Below are 20,543 nucleotides of genomic sequence, written 5' to 3' on the forward strand. Positions count from 1 at the left end.
AATAATTAAAGAAATTATGAATAGAAATATAATTAAAACAATGGCAGTGGTACTTCCACTTGCGTTGTTAACGATATATGGTTGTAAAAAAGATTTTCTTAAAACAACAAATCCAAATAAAATTACTGAAGAACAATTCTGGAAAACTGAAGCTGATTTAAAATCGGCTGTAGCTTCCGTTTATAGTCTTTTAAGACAGCCTTTATATGGTTATTGGGGTGCATTTACTGGTATCCAGAACATCAATTCGTTGGGCGATGATGTGCTTACATTTCCAGGTGGTGAAGCTGCTACTACTAATATTGCTTTATTCACAAATGAAGCTACAAATTCAGATGCATCTTCTACTTTTTCATCGCTTTATAAATCCATTTATCGCGCAAATTTAGTATTGGCTAATGCCGATAAGGTGGAGGTTAGTGATGATTTGAAGAAGTCATATATTGCTGAGACCAAATTTCTGCGTGGACTTTGTTACTTTACATTGGCGTCTAATTTCGGAGACGTGCCACTTATTATTGCCCCGGCAAAAACTGCCGATGATCAATTTATGCCAAGCAAACCTGTCGCGGAGGTTTATGCACAGGCAATTTCAGATTTTACAGATGCCCAAAATGGGTTGCCAACTACAAGGCCTTCTGCAGATTTGGGCAGAGCAACAAGTGGTGCTGCCATTGCTTATTTAGGTAAAGCATATCTGTATACCAAAGATTATCAAAAAGCGGAGACCACGTTAGCCTTGTTAAATACTGCTCCATATGCTTACGATTTAATCTCTGAATATTCTGAAAACTTTACCGATAAAAATGAGTTTAACAAAGAAGCTGTTTTTCAATGGGTTTATGGCCCTTTTGGCGATCCTTATGGTCCTTGGGGTGTAGAAGGAGCAAACTCACCTATGTATAATTATTTACCTCAGTTGATTGGCCCTCCTGCTGGAGGCGGATGGTTTAAATATGTTCCAACCAATTATCTTATCAATCAATTTATGTTGGAAAAAAGACCTGCTGGCTCGGATACTAAGTTCGACAAAAGAATGTATTATACCTTATCATGGAAACGTTCGAATTTCGGCGAAACCGATATCACCTGGTATGGCGGAACCAAAACTTTTGATGACCTATGGGCTTCTGCTCAGGCTAATATATCGAAAATCGACCCCAAATCATTGTTAGATATATCAGGAACTAATCAGTTCTTGATCAATAAATTTACCAATGGTTGGAGCGGTAAAGAGAGTGCAGACAATTATTGGTCGGCAACGCCTTCTACTGCTAATAATGTAATTATGCGTTATGCAGAGGTATTGCTTATGCATGCCGAAGCTGCTGCTCAAAATGGAGATTTAGCAAAAGCAATTGCTGATATTAACAGAATTAGAGTAAGAGCAGGACTACCAGAGAAAACTGGGGCAAACCTTCCTGACTTAACAAGTGTTATGAACGAAATTAGTCATCAAAAGTTGTTAGAGATGTTTTTTGAACAAAATAGATGGCAAGATTTAAAACGCTGGTATACACCTGCACAGTTAAAGGTGCATTTTATGGAAACAAACAAGCAAGGTGCCCAATATTTACAGCCTAGGAATTATGTTTTCCCAATTCCGACAGCTGAGTTACAAACCAATAACAAAATTGAACAAAACCCCTTATGGCGGTAGTTCTTTAAATAGGCTCTCAAAAATGGGTGCCCATTTTGGGTGCCTAAAAAAGGTAGGTCGTCATTATGATGATTGTGGTCATCATGATGATGACGGCCTCACCTTTAAACCCACAGATTTAAAGTCATATATATTTATATTAAATGTTTTCAAAAATAAACCGCTCAAGAATATTTGTTATTGGAATAATGATCATTGTAATCTGTGTTAATGCGTGTAATGATGATGTATTTAGTACTTTCAAAAATATTTCATTGAATGAAACAGCAGATGGAAACTCACTAAGAGTTGCAGTTCAATTTTCTTGTGCTAAACCTGAAGATGCATACATTGAATATTGGCTAAATGGCCAAAAGGATAAATTAAATGCAACTCCTGTTTCTAAACAAAGAAGTGACTTTAAAATTGTGTTAACCAATTTGAAATTTAATTCCACTTATCAATATCGTATTGTATCGGGAAATGGCGGTGTAAGGTTCGAATCTGAGATATATACTTTTAAAACAAAAGATGTTCCCGACCAATTACTTGGCTTGTATCATGTAAATCTTCAAAATGAGCAGGAATTACCAACTGAATTTAAAGCCGGTAGCATGTTGGTTTACAACAGAGAAACACCGGGTTGTATTGGGATGATAGATTTTCAGGGTACCTTAAGGTGGTATCAGAGATTCCATAATACCGGGGTTAAGGTAGCTCATTTTACACAAAACAAAACTATTCTTTCAATTTTAGCCCCAATGGACTATCCAACGAGCTATGGAAATGAAATTTTGGAATTGTCTCTAACCGGTGATACCATTTTTCATTTAAAGAAAGGAGTGATGGATTTTAAACAAACAATTCATCATGAAATATTACTTAATGCGAAAAATCAATACGTTACCTTAAGCGCAGATGAAAAACTTATCGATTTAAGGGCTGTAGGAGGCAAAGAAGCCGATACAGTTAAAGGGGATGGTATCTTGGTGTTAGATAAATCAGGAAAAAAAATATGGAGCTGGAGTGTATTTGAAGCGCTTGATCCTTTAAAAGAAAAAAACATTTTAAAAGAGGCAAAAGATTGGATGCATGCCAACAGCCTTTTTATTGATACGGATGGAAACTACATCATTTCATTTTACAATAACGGCCAGATCTGGAAAGTTAATGCCACAAACAAAAAAGTGATGTGGAAGTTCGGAAAGGGAGGAGATTTTGCATTGCCTAAAGGTGCTGAGTTCGATCAGGGACATGCAGTTCATATAAATAGTAGACGCAACCTCGTGCTATTTGATAATGGGACCAGCAAAAAGCGTTCGCAGATATTAGTCTTTGATTTAAATCCGGTATCCAAACGAATATCTTTAAAATTGCAGACTCAATTACATGAAGGAACTTTTACAGATAGAATGGGAAGTGCCTATCTAATTAACGATAGTACTATTTTAACCTGCGTTTCTAAACAAAATCAGGTGTTTCTTATCAATAAAAATGGCAAAGTGTTTTGGAGTATGATGTGTGCCAACACACCTTACCGTGTAGAGTTTATTCCATTTAGTAAATCAAAACCTTATATAGGAGCATTGTAAAATATGAATAAATTTCTGCTGGTACTGTGTTTTATAAGTAATTCTCTAATACTTCAGGCAAAAGAGGTAAAAGTATTAAGCCCCGATAAAAAAACAGTATTAATCTTTAGCACAGGCAATTCTTTAAGCTATTCTATTTCTTATGCAGGTGTTCAGGTTATCGCTAATTCTCCTTTAGGACTCGAATTTGAAAATGACAATCCATTGTCAGAAAACCTTGCAATTGTTTCCGCAAAACGAAAACTTGTAAATGAGCAATGGAACCCGGTATACGGAGAAAAAAATACGTATTCTGATAATTATAATGAAGTTACCATTCAATTTAAAGAGCATAAAGAGCCTTTTCGTTTGTTCTCGGTTACTTCAAGAGTTTATAATGAAGGTGTCGCATTTAAATATAATGTGCCTGCCACTAAGCAAGTTATTGTTTCCCGTGAACTTACTGGTTTCAAGTTTACTAAGGACTACCCTTCCTGGATTACCGGAGCTGCGCAGGCAAAATACAGCCGGGGCAATATCAGTAAAACTGTGAATGGAACTGAGCGGCCATATGTAATTGAAATGGAGCAAAACCGTTTCATTGCTTTGGGGGAAGCAGCATTGGTAGATCATGCTAGAATGAAATTTAGCCGATCTGCAAAAGATAGTTTAATGCTTGTTGCTGCTCTTGATGGTAAAGCAGTTTATAATACCGATTTTTCAACTCCGTGGCGCTTTGTCATGATTGCAGAATCAGCCGGTAAACTGTTAGAAAACAATTATTTTATTCTGAATCTTAATCATTCTTCTGCCCTAGTAGATGCATCATGGATAAAACCTGGCAAAGTAATTCGTGAAGTAACACTTACCACAACAGGTGGTAAAGCGAGCATAGATTTTGCCGCCAAACACAATTTACGATATATAGAATTTGATGCTGGTTGGTATGGCCATGAGTACGATAACGCATCAAGTGCATTAGCTGTAAATGTCGATCCTTCGAGATCTGCGGGGCCATTGGCGCTGCAGGAAATAATAGATTACGGAAAGCTTAAAGATGTTGGTGTAATTCTTTATGTAAATCAGAGGGCATTATCCAGACAGTTAGATTCGATACTGCCATTATTTAAATCTTGGGGTGTAAAAGGTATTAAATACGGTTTTGTTAATGTAGGATCGCAACAAAATACGTCCTGGTTGCATGAAGCAGTCAGAAAAGCTGCCGACAATCAGCTGATGATTGATATTCATGATGAATACCGGCCAACAGGATATTCCAGAACTTATCCGAATTTATTAACTCAGGAAGGAATACGTGGAGAAGAAGAAAGTCCAGATAACCATCAGGTATTAATTACCATGTTTACTCGGATGATTGCAGGTGCTGGGGATTTTACCAATTGTTATTTTGCCCCCAGAGTAAACAATATGGGTTCTCATGCCTCTCAAATGGCAAAGGCAATTTGTATTTACAGCCCATGGCAATTTGTGTATTGGTACGACCGACCCGACGATTCACCTAGACAAAAAGGTGGAGCGGGATCTACTGCTTCTGTTATAAGTGAAATTCCTGATCTTAGTTTTTACGATGCTCTACCTACTGTGTGGGACGATACAAAAGTGATAGAAGCAAAGATAGGGGAGTTCGGAACTATCGCACGTAAAAGCGGAGACGATTGGTATGTTGGAACTTTAACGTGTAAAGCAAGAAACTTCGCGTTGCCACTCCTTTTTTTAAATAAAAATAAACAGTATGAAGCCACGGTTTATAATGATGACGCCTCTCTTTTAACACCAACCAAACTCGCAATAAAGAAAATGAATGTAAATGCATCAACTGTTTTAAATATTCAGTTACAGCCTAAAAATGGTCAGGCAATAATTATCAGACCTATAAAAAACTGATCTACATTTCATGCAAAAAAAACATTACTAATAGTCAAATTATGGGTGGTATTAAGCCACCTATAGTTTAATCTTTACGCTAAACTAGTAAAATAGATTATGGGAATGAAGAATTTAAGGGTGACGTTGATTGGTTTTCTTTGTTTAAGCAGTGGAACGGTTTCATTAGCACAAGAACCAGTTGGATCCCTTAATGAATTATTAAGAGATATAAACGGTTCATTAAGATTGTCGGTAAAGGAATTTAATGGAACAGACTTACTATCCGAACAGCCATTTAACAAAGAGTTGTTGCAGACAAAAACAGGTAATTGGAGTATGCAATTTAAGGCAAGTCCGGTTTCGAAGCATCCCGGAGTTATGGATGTTTCTACGTCATTTCGCTTAAACAGTGGTGTTGCTAAGTCATCAGCAGTTTCAGTTTCCTTTGATTTTAGTAAATGGAATCCAGAAAACTATGTGTTAGTACCTGCTTCTGTTTACAATGGAAACCGTTACCGAGCAATTGGAAACAGTTACAGTCCACAATACCCAAAGGATATGTATTATAACCCTTCCGTGCCGCTTACTATTTCTAACAATCCCCGACTTTCAATTGAATCAAATAAAGCCTCGCTTGTAGAGTTGACAACAGGAAATGTGGCTACGCCCGCATTGTGTTTTTTCTCAAAAAAGGAACAAAAAGGATTTGTTGTACTTACTGAGCAAATGACCAGATTGGGTAGCAGCGGATTAACTATTACGGAAAATGCAGCAAAAGACAGCTGTTCTTTCAGTATTTCTGCACCTGCAGTTCGTAAAATGGCAACCGGCTTTGGTGATTTTCACATAAGTGGTGACAAAGCACCCGATTGGAATTCTGGTGATGAGATAACGTTAAACTTTAAAGTATACGTTTTTAATGCTGCCAACATTCCAGATCTTTTAAAGAAGTTTATGCAGGTACGTAAAGCGCTTTCAGGTTTAAACCACCCTCGTAACATAATACCTATGAGTAAATTGTTTGAAGTAGCTACAAATATATGTAAAGGGAACTTTGTTGATGTTCCTGCAGGATCATTTTATAGACCTGAAAACAATAAGAATTTTCAGCTTGGATGGGTTAGTGGAATGATGAATACCTACCCAATGTTAACCCTTAATGATAAAAAGGAGAGAGATAGGGTTATTGCTGAATTGGATTTTGTGGTAAATAAATTGCAAGGAAAAAGCGGATATTTTTATGGAGGAATTACAGCTGGCGGAGAAATTATTCCTGAAAAGATGTCTCCTGATTTTAAACCAATTCAGGCCATGGTAAGGAAAAATGCGGATGCGTTGCTTTGGCTCATAAAACATATGCAACTGTTAAAAGCTCAGGGCTATGGCAAAAGTGTTAAACCGGAGTGGGAAAATGCAACTGAAAAGCTCGCTGCTGCTTTCGTAAATACCTGGAATAAAGATGGAGAATTTGGTCAGTACATTGTTCCTGAAACGGGCGAAATTGCTGTATATAATTCAACGGCTGGTGCTATTGTTCCGGCAGGCTTGGCAATGGCATCCGATTATTTTCACAATAAGGAATGGATGAAGGTGGCTCGGGATGCAGCTAAATTTTATTATCAGCGGGATGTTGAAAAGCAAGGTTTAACAGGAGGTCATTGTGGAGATATATCTCAAGATGCCGATTCTGAATCCGCATTTGGGTTCTTAGAATCGCTAATGGCTTTGTATTATTACACAGGACAAAAAGAATGGTTGAATAGGGCAGAAGTTCAAGCTGCATTAGGTGCTACGTGGACGTTTTCTTATGACCCTGTTTTTCCTCCAAATAGTGAAATAGGAAAGCTTAAGAGCAATATGGCCGGCGCTATTTGGGCCAGTATTCAAAATAAGCATGCGGCTCCCGGTATTTGCACGGCTTCGGGAGATTATATCTTTAAGCTATTCAGGGCTACAGGTAATCCGCTTTATGCAGATTTGATCAGAGATATTCAGCACGCACATGCCGAAGCAGTAAATATGCCGGGGCATTTAACAACTAATAACCTGATTGGTTCTTCAATGGAAAGAATTCAGCTAAGTGATGCCGAAGGGAAAGGAAGTATTGGTAATTTTATAAACACGCGTAACTCGTGGACAGAAACAAATGGGGTACTGATGGCTTTGGAAATCCCTGGCATTTATGTTAATATGAATCATAAAAAATTATACGTTTTTGATCATGTAAAAGCTCAGGTATTATCAATTGATAAATCAGGTATTACCATTCAACTCAAAAATGAAACGGAATACGATGCAAGTGTGTCGGTACTGGCCGAAACTGAAAAACAGGCCAGAAAACCCTTAAGTTATACGGCATTTTTAAGATGGCCTAAGGTTAAGGTTAAAACTGGCGGAACTATAATGATTAAAGTTAACCCTGCAAATGGCATAACAATGCTATAATTATGATAAAGGAGACAAATAAATTGGTGCTGGGCACTGCCGGACTTGGCGGTATTTGGAGGGAGATTGATGCTCAGGAATCAATATTGACAATTCTGGATGCCCTTAAATGCCGAATAGTGGCTATAGACACTGCTCCTGCCTATGGAGATGCGGAGGAGCTGGTAGGAAAAGCTTTAAAACAATGGACTGGTAAAAGACCGTTGATTAGTACAAAAGTGGGTCGCTTAAAAGGTTACAAGGTTGACGAAGCACACTATAATTACACCGCCGATGGCATGAAAAGGAGTGTGGAAAACAGCTTAAAATCATTAAACATTCCGATTATAGACATTCTATTTTTACATGACCCTGCTGCAATTCCTCCATCTGATATAGAACAGGTTTTGAAGCAGATGGAATTCTTTATGCATCAAGGCTATGCAAAAAGAATTGGTTTGGGTGGTAACGCACCCGAATGGTTTGAACCCTATTTTAAATCTAACCAGTTCGATGTCATTATGGAATATAACAGGCTTAATGCTTGTTGTATTGATGCTTTGGACAATACTATCCCTTTTTGTAGAGATAACAATAGAAAATATTACGCGGCCAGTCCTTTAAACATGGGATTGTTAGGTTGTAGATTTTCTGAATTCACAACTTCTCCTCCCAACTGGCTCGGATTAAAAAATATTGAGCAGGTGAAAAGAGTTAATTCAATAGCAGATAAATATAACATTTCGCTGCAGGAGCTTGCACATCGATTTCTTTTAACCATTCCGGCTGAGTTTAAAATTGTAATTGGTGCTGCAGACAGGATGCAATTAAGGGACACCCTTGATGCAATGAAATTGGGTGAATTGCCTACGGAAATTTATAATGAAATACTACTAACGCTTAATTGACAATAGATGTACGACATAGATAATGAGATTTTTAATATAAAAAGAATTAGGATAAGAGTTCTGGAGCAGGTTGCAGCAGTAACTCCTTTTCAGGATGCTACTATGGGGCCTTTCCCCAACTTCGGAATATCAATTATAACCATAGAGGATGAGGATGGGAACTTGGGAGAAGCCCCGGTTTATAATAGCTATATGAACATTCTGGAATCCTGTATTTTCCCAATACTTTTTCACAGCCGATCGGTTCCTTATAAAGAGTTTTATCCTAAATTATATTGGTCTATTAGAAATGAAGGATTTAAAGGTGCGGCTGGGGCAATATTGGGCCAGGTTGATATGGCTTTGTATGATTTGGCCGCAAGGCGTAGAAAAGTTCCATTGTATAGATATATTGGCAGTACTCAAAATGATGTGAAAATGTATGGCAGTGGAGGAGGTACCAATTATACACTCCAGGAACTGGAAACCGAAGTGAGTTTTTTGATGAATAAAGGTGTTGACTGCTACAAAATGAAGATTGGAAAAGACTTTGGGGCAAAAATAAATGAGGACATTAACAGAGTGAAATTTGTAAAGAGTTTGGCCGGTAATAAAATGAAGATCGCGGTGGACGTAAACCAGATTTGGAACTGTAATGATGTGTTTAAATTTGTTGATGCCATTGGAGAAGAAAATTTATGTTGGTTAGAAGAGCCTATACATTCAGCTGCTTATGATCAAATTGAACTACTTTGTGAAAAATTATCGGTTACTGTAGCTTATGGGGAATCCGAGCGGACATCAAAGATCTTCCCAACCCTTGTTGATTCCGGAGTTAGACACCTACAGCCTGTTCCAACACAATTAGGTGGAATGAAAGAGTGGATGGAAATAAGAGACCTTTGCGAAAATAAAAATTTGCAATTCTCTTCTGGTGGATATTCCCTATATTCAGCGTTTCTCATGACTTCCGCAAATAGGGATAGTATGATTGAGTACTTATATCCGCTGATGTATGGGTTAGAAAAATATTTTTTAGTCAGACCAGTATGGGAAAACGGCAGATTCTACTTGTCCGAAATAGAGGGGCTGCCGGTAAGAATTGATTGGGATTATTGTTATAAAGAAAATAAGATAGTACAAGAGCGGTTATGGGAAAAACAAGATGTTTCAAAATATAACCCTGTTGTGTCTATGTAACTAGGGGACCAACTTTGAGTTTATCATTCAATTACATCGATTATATAATTTTAGGGCTATACGCCCTTGCTTTATTTTGTATTGGTTTTCGCTTTAGTAAAAAAGAGAAAAATCAGGAAGATATATTTTTGGGTGGCCGAACGCTGAAGTGGTGGCAAATTGGTTTTTCTATGTTTAGTGCCAATGCCGGCCCTATGATGTTAATTGGATTTGCAGGTATTGGTTTTTCTCATGGTATTGTTGGCAGTAATTTTGAATTGCTGGCCTGGGTCTTTTTAATGCTGTTATCCATGGTTTTTTTGCCCTACTACTTAAAAGCCAAAATAAGTACTATCCCCCAGTTTTTACTGATTCGATTTGGTAAAAGATCGTATAATTTTCTGGTTATCTATAGCTTAATTTCAATATTAGTCGTATGGTTAGGCAGTGCTTTGTATGCGGGGGGGCTTTTAATTTCGGGAATATTTAATTGTTCTTTATTTATAGCCGTTGTTATAATTGCTATTGTGGCCACTAGTTTTACTGCTATTGGAGGACTAAAGGCGGTAGTCCGTACAGGGGTTTTTCAATCGATAATTATTATAGTTTCTTCAATACTGCTTACTTTTTTGGGTTTTCAGAAAATTGGCAGCGTAGATTTACTGGTTAGCCAAACGCCAGACTCTTTTTGGAAGTTATTTTTGCCTGCGTCAAACCCCGAATACTCATGGATAGCTATTGTTTTAGGTTATCCGGTGGTGGCTATTTATTATTGGTGTGCCGATCAGACGATTGTGCAAAAAGTGCTGGCGGCAAAGAATTTAAAAGAAGGCCAGTATGGAGCAATATTCATTGGAGCGCTTAAAATCATAATGCCATTAATATTTATTCTTCCTGGTATTATGTGTTATGTTTTATTTAAAGATACAGCCCAGGCCGATAATGCCTACATTACTATGATTAAAGAATTAATGCCTCATGGTTTACTGGGTCTAAGCATTGCGGCATTAATAGCATCATTGATTGATACGGTATCTTCCAGTTTAAATTCTTTTTGTACAGTGTTTACATTGGATGTTGTTTCGCAGATTAAGGTGCTTAATCAGAAGCAACAGATAAAAATGGGAAAATGGATAACTATTATTGCCGCAATAGTAGGTGTAGGTATCGCCATGGTTTTTTCCTATTCAGGGAAAAATTTTTTTGAATTAAGTCAAGGCTTGGTTTCTATACTTGCTCCACCGCTGTCTGTCGTATTTCTGGCAGGCATCATTTGGAAACGTGTGAATAGCACATCTGTGGAGATAGTTCTTTATGGTGGTGGGTTGGTTTGCTTAATTCTTGGGGCATGTCATGTATTAAATTATCCTTATAAAGGTTATTGGCCTCATTTCCTTTTGCTTTCATTTTATCTGTTCGTAGCGTTAAGTATTGTTATTATAGTAGTAACATTAATTACAAAACCGGCAATAAACTCGGTAATCCCTTCACTTCTTGAGTCAAAAAATGAGCCGACAGAAGAAGATGCTTACAATTCCAAACCTATTTGGCTGGCATGGTTAGGCTTGGCATCTGTCATGATTATAATTTACTTACTTTTTAACTAATACTTTGATGAAAAAAAAAATCCTTCAGTTGGCATCAATAATTTTTACTTGTTCCTTTATCATGTGCAGCCCGGCTAATTCTGATAAGGAATCTGCACTTGTTGAAAAAGTATTTGTAGTAAATACAGTGGATAACGATAAAAAACTGAATGAGTATTTGGCATACCATAAGCAAATTTGGCCGGAGGTAGAGGCTGGCTTTAAGAAAGCAGGTTATAAAAGTATTACACTTTACCATTTTAATGATCTTATTGTGATGACGATCATGGTTCCTGAAAATGCAGATTTAAACGAAATGGGAAAGTTGGCAGAATCTTATAGCCCCCGTTGTGCAGAATGGAATAAATTAATGAATACTTATCAAAAAGGAGTTAATGGTACTTCTGAAGGACAGAAATGGGTTGAGGTAATTCCTTTTTACAAGTTTAAGCAGTAATTTTATATTGCTTAATAAAGTCTCTTGGCGATAAGCCCTTTACTTCTTTGAAGTGCTTATTGAAATTAGAGATGTTGTTGTAGCCACTTATGTAGCAGGTTTCTGTTACATTATGGTTGCCTTCAATTAACAATTTAGCGGCATGCCCAACCCTTATTTCTTTTATAAATTCAACTAAAGTTCTGTTGGTTTTAAGCTTAAAAAACCGGCAGAAAGCGGCTGTAGACATGGGGATGATTGAAGCAACATCCTGTAAAGAAATGTCTTCTTTGAAATTATTGAATATATAATCAAACACACGGTTGATTTTATTTGCTTCAGTTGAACTTTCTATGATATTAAAAGAAGGGGATGACAGCGTTCTACATGAGTTAGATTGAGATAAAACATCTAAAAGCTGGAGCATTAATGCAGCCCGGGATAACCCTGTTTCAAATAACATTTGATTCAGAATCATTTTTGCTCTTGCTACTGTAGGTCCTGAAAATAAAATACCTTTTGAAGCATTTTCGAATAGATGATTTAGAGCAGAGGCTTCTGGCTTCGATAGTAAATCTCTTCCCAAAAAATCCGGGAAAAAGTGTACAACAATTGCTTGCGGTTGTACTTTGTCGTCTATAGTATTATAGTATTGCCAGCAATGTGGTAAATAACTTCCCAAAAGCACGAGTTCTGTGCCACTGAAATCTTCGATATGATCGCCGACAAAACGCTTACCAAAACAATTTTCAATTAATGCAATCTCAAAATTAACATGAGACTTTAATGAAGTATACTTTTTTACTTCCAGAATTTCTGATCGCACAGTAAATGATTGGTCAGGGGGAAAGGTAAAGTTCTCGTAGATATACTGCATTTCTATGGTTTATTGGGTCTAGTATATAAAGCTAATTAAATATAGTCTATTTATGGTTAGATGTAAGGGCTTGATGCAAAAAAAACATTGCAATTAATCAAATTAACGGTAGTTGTAAATAACTATTGTTAAGAGATTTACTCCGTAAGCAATCGATTGTTTTCGTATAGGAGATAAAACAGTCAAATAACCAACAACCAAATAATTTAAATTATGAAACAGGTATTACAAATGCACTTGCGGGTGCTCGGAATCGTCTTCATGTTACTACAATCCCATTATGTTTTTGCGCAAGAAAAAATATCTGGGACAGTAGTTGATTCAGAAGGGAAGGTTCCATTGGCCGGGGCAACTATCTCCGTTACGGGGACACAAGCCAACGAAGCTGAGGTTGCATCATCAGTAAAAGCGGATGGATCTGGTAAATTTACAATTGCCGTGCCTAACGGGTCAATGCTAAAAATTACAATGATTAGTTATCAGACTGTAACTGTTGCACCTAAACAAGGAATGATAATAGAAATGGTTTCTACTACTATTGGATTACAGGAAACGGTAATTGTTGGTTATTCAAAGCAAAAGAAAACCCTCATGAGCGGTTCAGTAGCTTCCGTCAAATTTATAGAACAAGACACTGAAATTCCGACGACCTCAGTTGGTAACTTATTAGCAGGTAGAATGGCAGGTTTATATGTTTCTACCCCTAGTGGTAAACCTGGAGAGCAACCTGGTATTAGTATAAGAACACCAAGTTCGTGGAATGCTGCGCCGACTTTATATGTAATTGATGGAAAAGTTACTAGTGATGCTGCGGAATTCAACAACTTAAGTCCTAATGACGTTGAAGAAGTAACTATTTTAAAAGATGCAGCTACTACTGCTGCTTATGGTGCCCGTGCGGGCGCAGGTGTAGTATTAGTTACTACCAAACGTGGTAAAGCAGGTAAAGCAACTGTTAATTACTCCGTGAATACTGGGCGAGATGTCCGGGGAAAAAATATGGAGCTAACAGATATTATGGAATGGGGAGTTATTCAAAACAGAATTTGGGGTGAAGCCGGCGGACCGGCAAATACCCCCTGGACTGAGACTGCAAAAGCGTATTTTAAAGATACAGATTTTGGTGGGGGCAAGGGATATGGTTTTGATCTATTAAAAGATGTTTATGTAAACCCTTCTATTACTACACATAATTTAAGTGCATCTGGAGGTACAGATAAACTTCAATATTTTGTTGGAGCTTCTTATGTAAATCAAGAAACTTTCATCAAGAATACTAATGAAAAAAAATACAATGTTAGGGCAAATATAACAGCTAACCTTACCAAAGATGTAACTGTTTTTGCTGGTCTTAGCTTAAATAATAATAAATTTAATTCCCCTCAGGGCGATTGGTCAGGAGATATGTATCCTAAGCTCCTACTGTGGCAACCTTATATGCCCTCGTTTACCGCGACTGGTTTACCGGTCGATTATTTTTGGATTTCCAATAAATCTGGTGAAGCAGATGGATTGGCAGGATATAACAATTCTGAAGCCATTAAATCTGTTGTTAATTTAAATTTAACTTACAAAGCACCCTTCTTGCAGGGGTTAAGTGCTAAAGTGGGTTATATAAAAACTTTTAACAACAGCAATCAAAAAATATATACACATCCTTTCACCTATTACCAATTGAAACAGGTTGAGCCTGTTATTTGGGATTTGAATACGATTGTAGGACAGCGTCTTACTGCACATTCACCTAGTTTAGAAAAACTGTCGGCCTGGAATCAGGAGGGACAGTTGAACCTTCAGGTAAATTTTGAAAGGAGTTTTGGTGAACATCACGTAAATGCGGCATTGGTGTACGAGCGTCAGGAAAGGAGTTATGATGGTATAGATGCCGTCATCAATGGTTTTCCTATTTATATGACTGATCAATGGTGGGCATCTACCGGAGGGGCGGGTGTAGTAAATAGTACACCTACAAAGGGGATTAGTAATACTTACGGTTTCCTGCCTACAACTGGTCGTAAATCGTATATTGGGCAATTTGCTTATGATTATGCTGATAAGTATGTCGCTACATTTACTTATCGTTATGATGGTTCGGTAAATTTTCCAGAAGATAAACGTTGGGGTTTCTTCCCCTCAGCTTCCGCAGCTTGGATCATTTCAAAAGAAAATTTCTTTAGCAACGTAAAAGGGGTAGAGTCATTAAAATTAAGGGCTTCAGTTGGACTAACCGGGAATGACTTTGTGGGAATAGACCCAAATGGTGCGAAAGATGATTCGAATGCGAAACGCTGGCAGTATGAAGATAATTACATTGCAGGGAATAATGCAATTTTTGGCGAGTCCCCTTCACTTAATCCGGGAATACGATACAATGTATTTCCGAATCTTAATATTACCTGGGAAAAATACCTGAACAAGAATTTTGGTGTTGATATCAGTTTCTTAAAACACTTCACTGCCACTGCAGAATATTGGCATACCCTTACCTATGATATTTTAAGTACAAGGATTCAAAGTACACCCCCAACTTTTAGCCGCCCTTTACCATCAGTAAATTATGGAAAAATGAAAGCAAATGGTATTGATCTAAGTTTGAACTATAGTAATAACATTGGAGAATTTAAGTATGATATAGGTCTAAATGCCACCTACGGTAATTCCTGGTATGTCCTAAGGGATCAAAATATCACCTATGATTATCAAAATATTATAGGAGGTGGTCGTTCTGCCAATATGATTACAGGTTATACTGTTGATCATTTGCTTCGATCACAAGCTGATGTTGATGCTTTGCTAGCGGCTCATCCGGGGTATAATTTCAATGGGAATGTGCCCAAACCTGGCCAGTTTGCCTATAAGGACTTCAATGGAGACAATACTATCAATGATAATGACATCACTGTACTCAATAAAAGCAATAACGCTAAAGTCCTGGGCTTAAACCTAAATGTGGGATGGAAAGGGTTAAGCGTGACGGCTAATTTTAATGGCTCATTTGGCTACAAAAAATCTTTTCGGGATTTGTCAGGGGGGGTAGAATGGAACAGAATGTGGCGTCCGTGGTCTGATGAATCATGGAGCGAAGAAAATCCTAATGCCTGGCTACCTTTTCGCTACAGCGCAAATGACGATGTAAGATCGGTTAATACAAGTGGAAGTAATTTTTGGCTGGCTGATGCAAGTTTTCTACGCCTAAAGTTTTTGAATGTTGCCTATAATGTTCCGAACAGATTGTATAAGAAATATTTAAACAATGTTCGTTTCTATGCATCAGGATCTAACCTTTTTGTGATCAGTAAATTCAATAAAAAATTCTATGATCCGGAAATGAATGGCGGCACGGCGTTCCCTATTGTTAAATCATTCAATGCCGGTGTTAGTGTAACGTTTTAAATTTTAACATTAAAAGGAAATCAAAATGAAGTATCTAAATAAAAATAAATTTATCCTTTATGTGGCCCTAATTGTGTTCGGCTCGTCTTGTAAAAAAGGATTGGACTATGAAAACACAGGTGCCATAAATCCACAGAATGTATGGACCGATTCCGTCTTAATTAAGGCTTATTTGAACGACGTGTACGGTGGACTTATGCCTAGATGGCCACTTGGTAGCGGAGCCAACGCTGACGAGGGTATCAACGCATCGGGGGGAAACTTAGGTAATTTCCAACAAGGTATAGTCGATGTGGCAGTAAATTTCACTAGTCTGGATTATACTTATATCGACAAAACCAATTATTTTATGGATCAATTGGCAAATGTATCGGAATCGGTGTTAAGTCCAAGTACCAAAAACAGGTTGATAGGCGAGGCCAAATTTTGGCGGGCCTGGACTTATTGGGGAATGGTAAGTTCAGTTGGGGGTGTACCATTGATCTTGCACACTCAGAATGGTAACGACCCAAACTCCTTGAAAGTAGCACGCAGCAAAACGTCGGAATGTGTCACACAAATCATTAAAGATCTGGATGAAGCTGCTCCCGTTTTGCCACCCAATTATACCGGGGCTGACTACGGCAGAATTAACCGCGCTGCCGCACTTGGTTTTAAAGCCAGGGTACTTTTATGGTATGCAAGCCCATTATTTAACCCCACAAACGATCAGAATAGATGGGTAAATGCTTACAATGCGGCTAAAGCTGCAGTGGAGGCTGCAGATGATGCAGGTTTTGGCCTGTTTGAAAACTACAAGTTGATTTGGTATTCGAGGAATAAAGAGCAAATTATGACCAGGCAGTACTACTACCCGGACAGTTACATGAACTTTAACTCCATAAGACCACTTCCATTTACAAATGGAGATACCAATACGGATCAGCCAATACTGCCACTATTGATTGCTTATCCAAAACGGGATGGCAGCCCTATGCAGTTTGATAAAAACCAATTGTCTAATCCAGCTTATAATCAACAGTTTTTAACAGACTTTTATACCAACCGTGATGATCGTTTTTACGCAACTATTTGGTGCGGCGGTACAGTATACCCTACACCCGATGTAAATACGATTGGCATGACAAGCCCAAGATCACATTCTTACTGGCAGGCCTGGACCTGGAAAGCAGCAGCAACACCGAGTACGGTAGTTCCGGCAAGAGATAATTCTTTATTCTCTGGTATTTCTCCACTTGTCCAAAATGGCGATGAAAACGGGGTGTCAGGATTTTTCCAGCGTAAAGGTTTAGACACGCTTTTAGACAGAAATGCCTTAGTGGGTGTAGCTGCTGGTGCTAAAAGTTGGTTTTCGCCAATGCGCTATGCCGAACTGCTCTTAAATCTTGCTGAATGTGCCAATGAAACAGGTCGTACTAATGAGGCATTAACTGCTTTGTATGCTATTCGCCAACGTGCAGGCATCTCTCCTGGTGGAGGCCAGAAGTATGGTATTACTGTGGCTGGGCAGGCCGATGTCCGTACTACGATCATGAATGAGCGTCAGGTGGAGCTTGCCTTTGAAGGATTTAGATTTAGTGATTTAAGAAGATGGAAACGTTACGATATCCTGAACACGCAATCTACCAGAAGGGGTTTATTCCTGATGCTAAATAAAGGTCAGGCGTTGCCCGGGAATACCGATAATATTATGACCGCTTCAGTAAGATCTAAATTTTCTGCCGTTATTGTAGAAAGCCTTGATAAAACGGCTTCGACTAATCAGACTTACAAGTTGAGTTTGAATCACTGGTTTAATTCTTTAAATCCTGCGCAGATTTCTATTGAACCTGATCAATTGCCGCAAAACAAAGAGTGGGGTGGTTCTTTTGATCCCTTACAGTAGTTTTTTAAACAGTTAATCCACTTAAAAATGGAGATTAGCGCTCCAGTCGTGGTCGGAAGAAATTCTGGCCATGATTTTATATTTTATGTAAAGAATAAGTCAACTTTAGTAAAATAGTAGAATTTAGATATAAAAACACACAACTGAAATAACACATCCATTATGAAACTAAACTTCATAAAATTCGTAATTGCCTTTTTTGTTGCGACAATTCCAATATCGGTTTTTGCGCAATACAATTTTAATACCGATTATTTTAAAATCCAGATCAATAACAAAGGCTTGATCACCAGTATGAAAAACATTACGGTGAAGCCTAATCGCGAATTTAGTCCTTCAGATAAGCCATCGCCGGTGATGAGTTTATATGATAGTAAAAAGAATGTTTACTACCAGCCCACCAGTGCAACCTATACTCAGACCAGCCAGACAATGGTACTTAAGTATCCAAATGGTTCTGTTGCCAAAATTAGTATTGTACCTAAAAAGAAATATTTTAAACTTACGTTGCAATCACTCTCACCACGTAATGGAATTGATGTGATCCAGTGGGGAAACTACCATACCAATATTACCAATCTAATGGGTGAAATTATTGGCGTTGCGCGCGACACCAGCAAAACGGTTAACTATGCAATTGGCATGCTTGCCCTGAACGACAAAACCCTTAGCGGGCTAGCCGAAACTATTGGTGATGCAGCTCCTTTTCAATATATAATACATACACCAGACGCCAAGCGCTTTCCTTTACCTAAAGATCTACACGAAGGACAGATTTTTACACTAGGAGGAGATGGTATTAGTGATGTAGCTTTTTATGCGCACAAAGAACCTTGGTATAGAATTATGTATGGTAATGCAGCCTTGGTAGACAAAAAAGGCCAAATATCTATTGCTTATCAATCAAGAGACAGGTCTGTTGAAAGAGAAATCAATTTTTCACTTATGCCGCTTATGGCCGCCAATAAACCAAACCATATACAGGTGCAACCACTGCCGATAGATTATGTCGGATCATCTGTCGCGTTATGGGGAAGTCCGGATAGCACAGCTTTGTTGGATGTGATTCAAAAAATTGTCTTGGCGGAAAAGCTCCCTCATCCAACTATTAACGGCAAATGGATAAAAGATCCAGCAGCTTTTGTTCCTGATGCCCTTACCAGTGGTAATTTAAATGATAGCATTATCTCTTATACTTCAAGATTGGGTTTTAAAACAATCAGTTTATATGATCAGGGCTTTCTGAAAGCTGATCGCGGTAACAATGGATATATTGACGGAAAGAATTTTGAGAAAAAACCAATAAAATTAACAAGCGGGAATGTTTCGCATAAGGAATTTTCGGATATGGCCGCTAAACATGGTATTACCATAGGCAGAACTCCTATTACAAATTCTTTAGCTCCAGGTACGCTGGATGCTAGTCCAACGCCCAGCGATAGTTTGTGTTATCAGCAAAAGCGCTTACTTGTAAAAAGTATCAGTGCAACTGACACGGTCATTCTTGTTGACGATCCAACGCATCTTGATGAGATTGCCAGTTGGGAGGGTCATTGTGCCGACTTAAATATGATAAAAATTGGTAAAGAACTTATCCATTATATTGGAGTTTCGAAGGATAAACCTTACCGACTTTTAAATGTAAAGAGAGGATACTGGAAGACCACTCCATCAAATCACGCTAACAGAGATACCATTTATAAACTTCAGGTCACGGTTAATTATGGTTACGATGGGCTTATCCCGAATATGCAATTGCAAGACAAAATTGCAGAGCACTTTGCAGAGATTTGTAAGATCAATGGCCTTGCTTATTACGATTTCGATGGACAAGAGTTTTTGTTTAATAATGGACACGGTTACTATTCGACCAAACGCTTCTTTGGAAAAATGTTTGAAAAGGCAAAGCAATTAGGCGTTCCATATATCCGTTTCACAGGCGCTACTTTATCTGAAGGATCCTGGCATTATCAAAGCATTTGGAATGTTGGTGGCGGAAAGAATTTGTACGATGCTGAAACCCGCGAATGGGGCAGCACAACCAGTCAGGGAAAAGACCTTCGTGACGTAACCTATGCTAACTATTTCCCTGTGGGAATGGGCGGTAATTTCCCTATCAATCCCAAATCTAAAGTTGAAGAATATGAACATATACAAGCCATTTCAGTAGGGGTTGGCACAACATACAGTTTAAAAATAAATCAAAAGGATGTTGAAGGCTGTCCTCAAAAAGACGCCATTTTTAAAGCGATAAGAACATGGGAAGATGCGAGAGCGGCCAATGCTTTTCCGATATGGGTAAAAAATCAGCTGTCGGATCCTGCGCTATCATTTCACTTGGAAAGTGTTGATGCCAATAATTGGAATTTATACAAGACTAAAAGAGATGGCTCGAACAAAAAAATGTTTGTAAAGCTAAAAAGAGCTGCAGGGTATTAGTAATCTTGTCGCGGCTCTTTCGATAATTTTTTTGGGAAAATGGTCAATAATCCACCCAGGATTAAGAAATGGCTATCAACATTATTAACCTGGTTAATAATGTTGATAGCCATTTTTTTTTGCGCAATCCGTCAGATATTTTCTGCGGCATACGTATATAATGAAAGAATTTGTCTAGGCTACCATTGATAAAGCTAAGAAAAGAACTTGTAGAGATAAAAATGCAGGTATTTGCGGTTTTTTGCAATGAATAAAGTACATGGATACTTGAAATAGTTTGTTTTTAGCTATTTTTATTAAAATTATTATGGATATTTACTATAAGGATTACTATTATGCA

The 20,543-nt window shown here is 37.9% G+C and carries 12 protein-coding genes; 11 read left to right on the forward strand and 1 reads right to left on the reverse strand.

Features of this window, described 5'->3' with window-relative positions; translation table 11 throughout:
* Positions 1 to 16 precede the first annotated feature (16 nt).
* From AC1DDK_RS05545 to AC1DDK_RS05580, 8 genes are all read left to right on the forward strand, one after another.
* The gene (locus AC1DDK_RS05545; protein WP_048903243.1) at positions 17 to 1,660 is read left to right on the forward strand and encodes a RagB/SusD family nutrient uptake outer membrane protein; all 1,644 of its coding nucleotides are present in this window, start codon (positions 17 to 19) and stop codon (positions 1,658 to 1,660) included.
* 143 nt (positions 1,661 to 1,803) lie between these two features.
* Complete coding sequence (locus AC1DDK_RS05550; RefSeq protein ID WP_337716721.1) at positions 1,804 to 3,231, forward strand: aryl-sulfate sulfotransferase; 1,428 nt, start codon at positions 1,804 to 1,806, stop codon at positions 3,229 to 3,231.
* A gap of 3 nt (positions 3,232 to 3,234) precedes the next feature.
* Positions 3,235 to 5,115 (forward strand): glycoside hydrolase family 97 protein, encoded by a 1,881-nt coding sequence (locus AC1DDK_RS05555; protein ID WP_337716723.1) that lies wholly within the window; start codon positions 3,235 to 3,237, stop codon positions 5,113 to 5,115.
* A gap of 105 nt (positions 5,116 to 5,220) precedes the next feature.
* Positions 5,221 to 7,542 (forward strand): hypothetical protein, encoded by a 2,322-nt coding sequence (locus AC1DDK_RS05560; protein WP_152541955.1) that lies wholly within the window; start codon positions 5,221 to 5,223, stop codon positions 7,540 to 7,542.
* 2 nt (positions 7,543 to 7,544) lie between these two features.
* Positions 7,545 to 8,429 carry an aldo/keto reductase gene (locus AC1DDK_RS05565; protein ID WP_337716725.1) on the forward strand — a complete coding sequence of 295 codons (885 nt, stop codon included), beginning with the start codon at positions 7,545 to 7,547 and terminating at the stop codon, positions 8,427 to 8,429.
* Between the two features lie 6 nt (positions 8,430 to 8,435).
* Positions 8,436 to 9,608 (forward strand): enolase C-terminal domain-like protein, encoded by a 1,173-nt coding sequence (locus AC1DDK_RS05570; RefSeq protein ID WP_337716727.1) that lies wholly within the window; start codon positions 8,436 to 8,438, stop codon positions 9,606 to 9,608.
* A 14-nt stretch (positions 9,609 to 9,622) separates the two neighbouring features.
* Positions 9,623 to 11,194, forward strand: coding sequence for an SLC5 family protein (locus tag AC1DDK_RS05575; RefSeq protein WP_337716731.1), 1,572 nt, complete (start codon positions 9,623 to 9,625; stop codon positions 11,192 to 11,194).
* 7 nt (positions 11,195 to 11,201) lie between these two features.
* Positions 11,202 to 11,630 carry an L-rhamnose mutarotase gene (locus AC1DDK_RS05580; protein ID WP_337716734.1) on the forward strand — a complete coding sequence of 143 codons (429 nt, stop codon included), beginning with the start codon at positions 11,202 to 11,204 and terminating at the stop codon, positions 11,628 to 11,630.
* On the opposite strand, the gene AC1DDK_RS05585 is transcribed toward AC1DDK_RS05580, so the two are convergent.
* The gene (locus AC1DDK_RS05585; RefSeq protein ID WP_048903235.1) at positions 11,620 to 12,486 is read right to left on the reverse strand and encodes an AraC family transcriptional regulator; all 867 of its coding nucleotides are present in this window, start codon (positions 12,484 to 12,486) and stop codon (positions 11,620 to 11,622) included. The two genes, AC1DDK_RS05580 and AC1DDK_RS05585, sit on opposite strands and share 11 nt — an antisense overlap.
* Positions 12,487 to 12,699: 213 nt before the next feature.
* On the opposite strand from AC1DDK_RS05585, the gene AC1DDK_RS05590 reads away from it, so the two are divergent.
* The 3 genes from AC1DDK_RS05590 (at position 12,700) to AC1DDK_RS05600 (ending at position 20,203) form a co-directional block, all read left to right on the forward strand.
* Complete coding sequence (locus AC1DDK_RS05590; RefSeq protein ID WP_337716736.1) at positions 12,700 to 15,879, forward strand: SusC/RagA family TonB-linked outer membrane protein; 3,180 nt, start codon at positions 12,700 to 12,702, stop codon at positions 15,877 to 15,879.
* A 25-nt stretch (positions 15,880 to 15,904) separates the two neighbouring features.
* Positions 15,905 to 17,764 (forward strand): RagB/SusD family nutrient uptake outer membrane protein, encoded by a 1,860-nt coding sequence (locus tag AC1DDK_RS05595; protein WP_337716738.1) that lies wholly within the window; start codon positions 15,905 to 15,907, stop codon positions 17,762 to 17,764.
* 162 nt (positions 17,765 to 17,926) lie between these two features.
* Positions 17,927 to 20,203 carry a hypothetical protein gene (locus AC1DDK_RS05600; RefSeq protein WP_337716740.1) on the forward strand — a complete coding sequence of 759 codons (2,277 nt, stop codon included), beginning with the start codon at positions 17,927 to 17,929 and terminating at the stop codon, positions 20,201 to 20,203.
* Positions 20,204 to 20,543 lie beyond the last annotated feature (340 nt).

The organism is Pedobacter sp. 05T44 (assembly GCF_056395985.1).

Coding starts and splice junctions, on each gene's coding strand:
- AC1DDK_RS05585 (WP_048903235.1), bottom strand. CDS start 12,486: ATGCAGTATATCTACGAGAACTTTACCTTTCCCCCTGACCAATCATTT.
- AC1DDK_RS05550 (WP_337716721.1), top strand. CDS start 1,804: ATGTTTTCAAAAATAAACCGCTCAAGAATATTTGTTATTGGAATAATG.
- AC1DDK_RS05555 (WP_337716723.1), top strand. CDS start 3,235: ATGAATAAATTTCTGCTGGTACTGTGTTTTATAAGTAATTCTCTAATA.
- AC1DDK_RS05565 (WP_337716725.1), top strand. CDS start 7,545: ATGATAAAGGAGACAAATAAATTGGTGCTGGGCACTGCCGGACTTGGC.
- AC1DDK_RS05590 (WP_337716736.1), top strand. CDS start 12,700: ATGAAACAGGTATTACAAATGCACTTGCGGGTGCTCGGAATCGTCTTC.
- AC1DDK_RS05570 (WP_337716727.1), top strand. CDS start 8,436: ATGTACGACATAGATAATGAGATTTTTAATATAAAAAGAATTAGGATA.
- AC1DDK_RS05600 (WP_337716740.1), top strand. CDS start 17,927: ATGAAACTAAACTTCATAAAATTCGTAATTGCCTTTTTTGTTGCGACA.
- AC1DDK_RS05580 (WP_337716734.1), top strand. CDS start 11,202: ATGAAAAAAAAAATCCTTCAGTTGGCATCAATAATTTTTACTTGTTCC.
- AC1DDK_RS05560 (WP_152541955.1), top strand. CDS start 5,221: ATGAAGAATTTAAGGGTGACGTTGATTGGTTTTCTTTGTTTAAGCAGT.
- AC1DDK_RS05545 (WP_048903243.1), top strand. CDS start 17: ATGAATAGAAATATAATTAAAACAATGGCAGTGGTACTTCCACTTGCG.
- AC1DDK_RS05595 (WP_337716738.1), top strand. CDS start 15,905: ATGAAGTATCTAAATAAAAATAAATTTATCCTTTATGTGGCCCTAATT.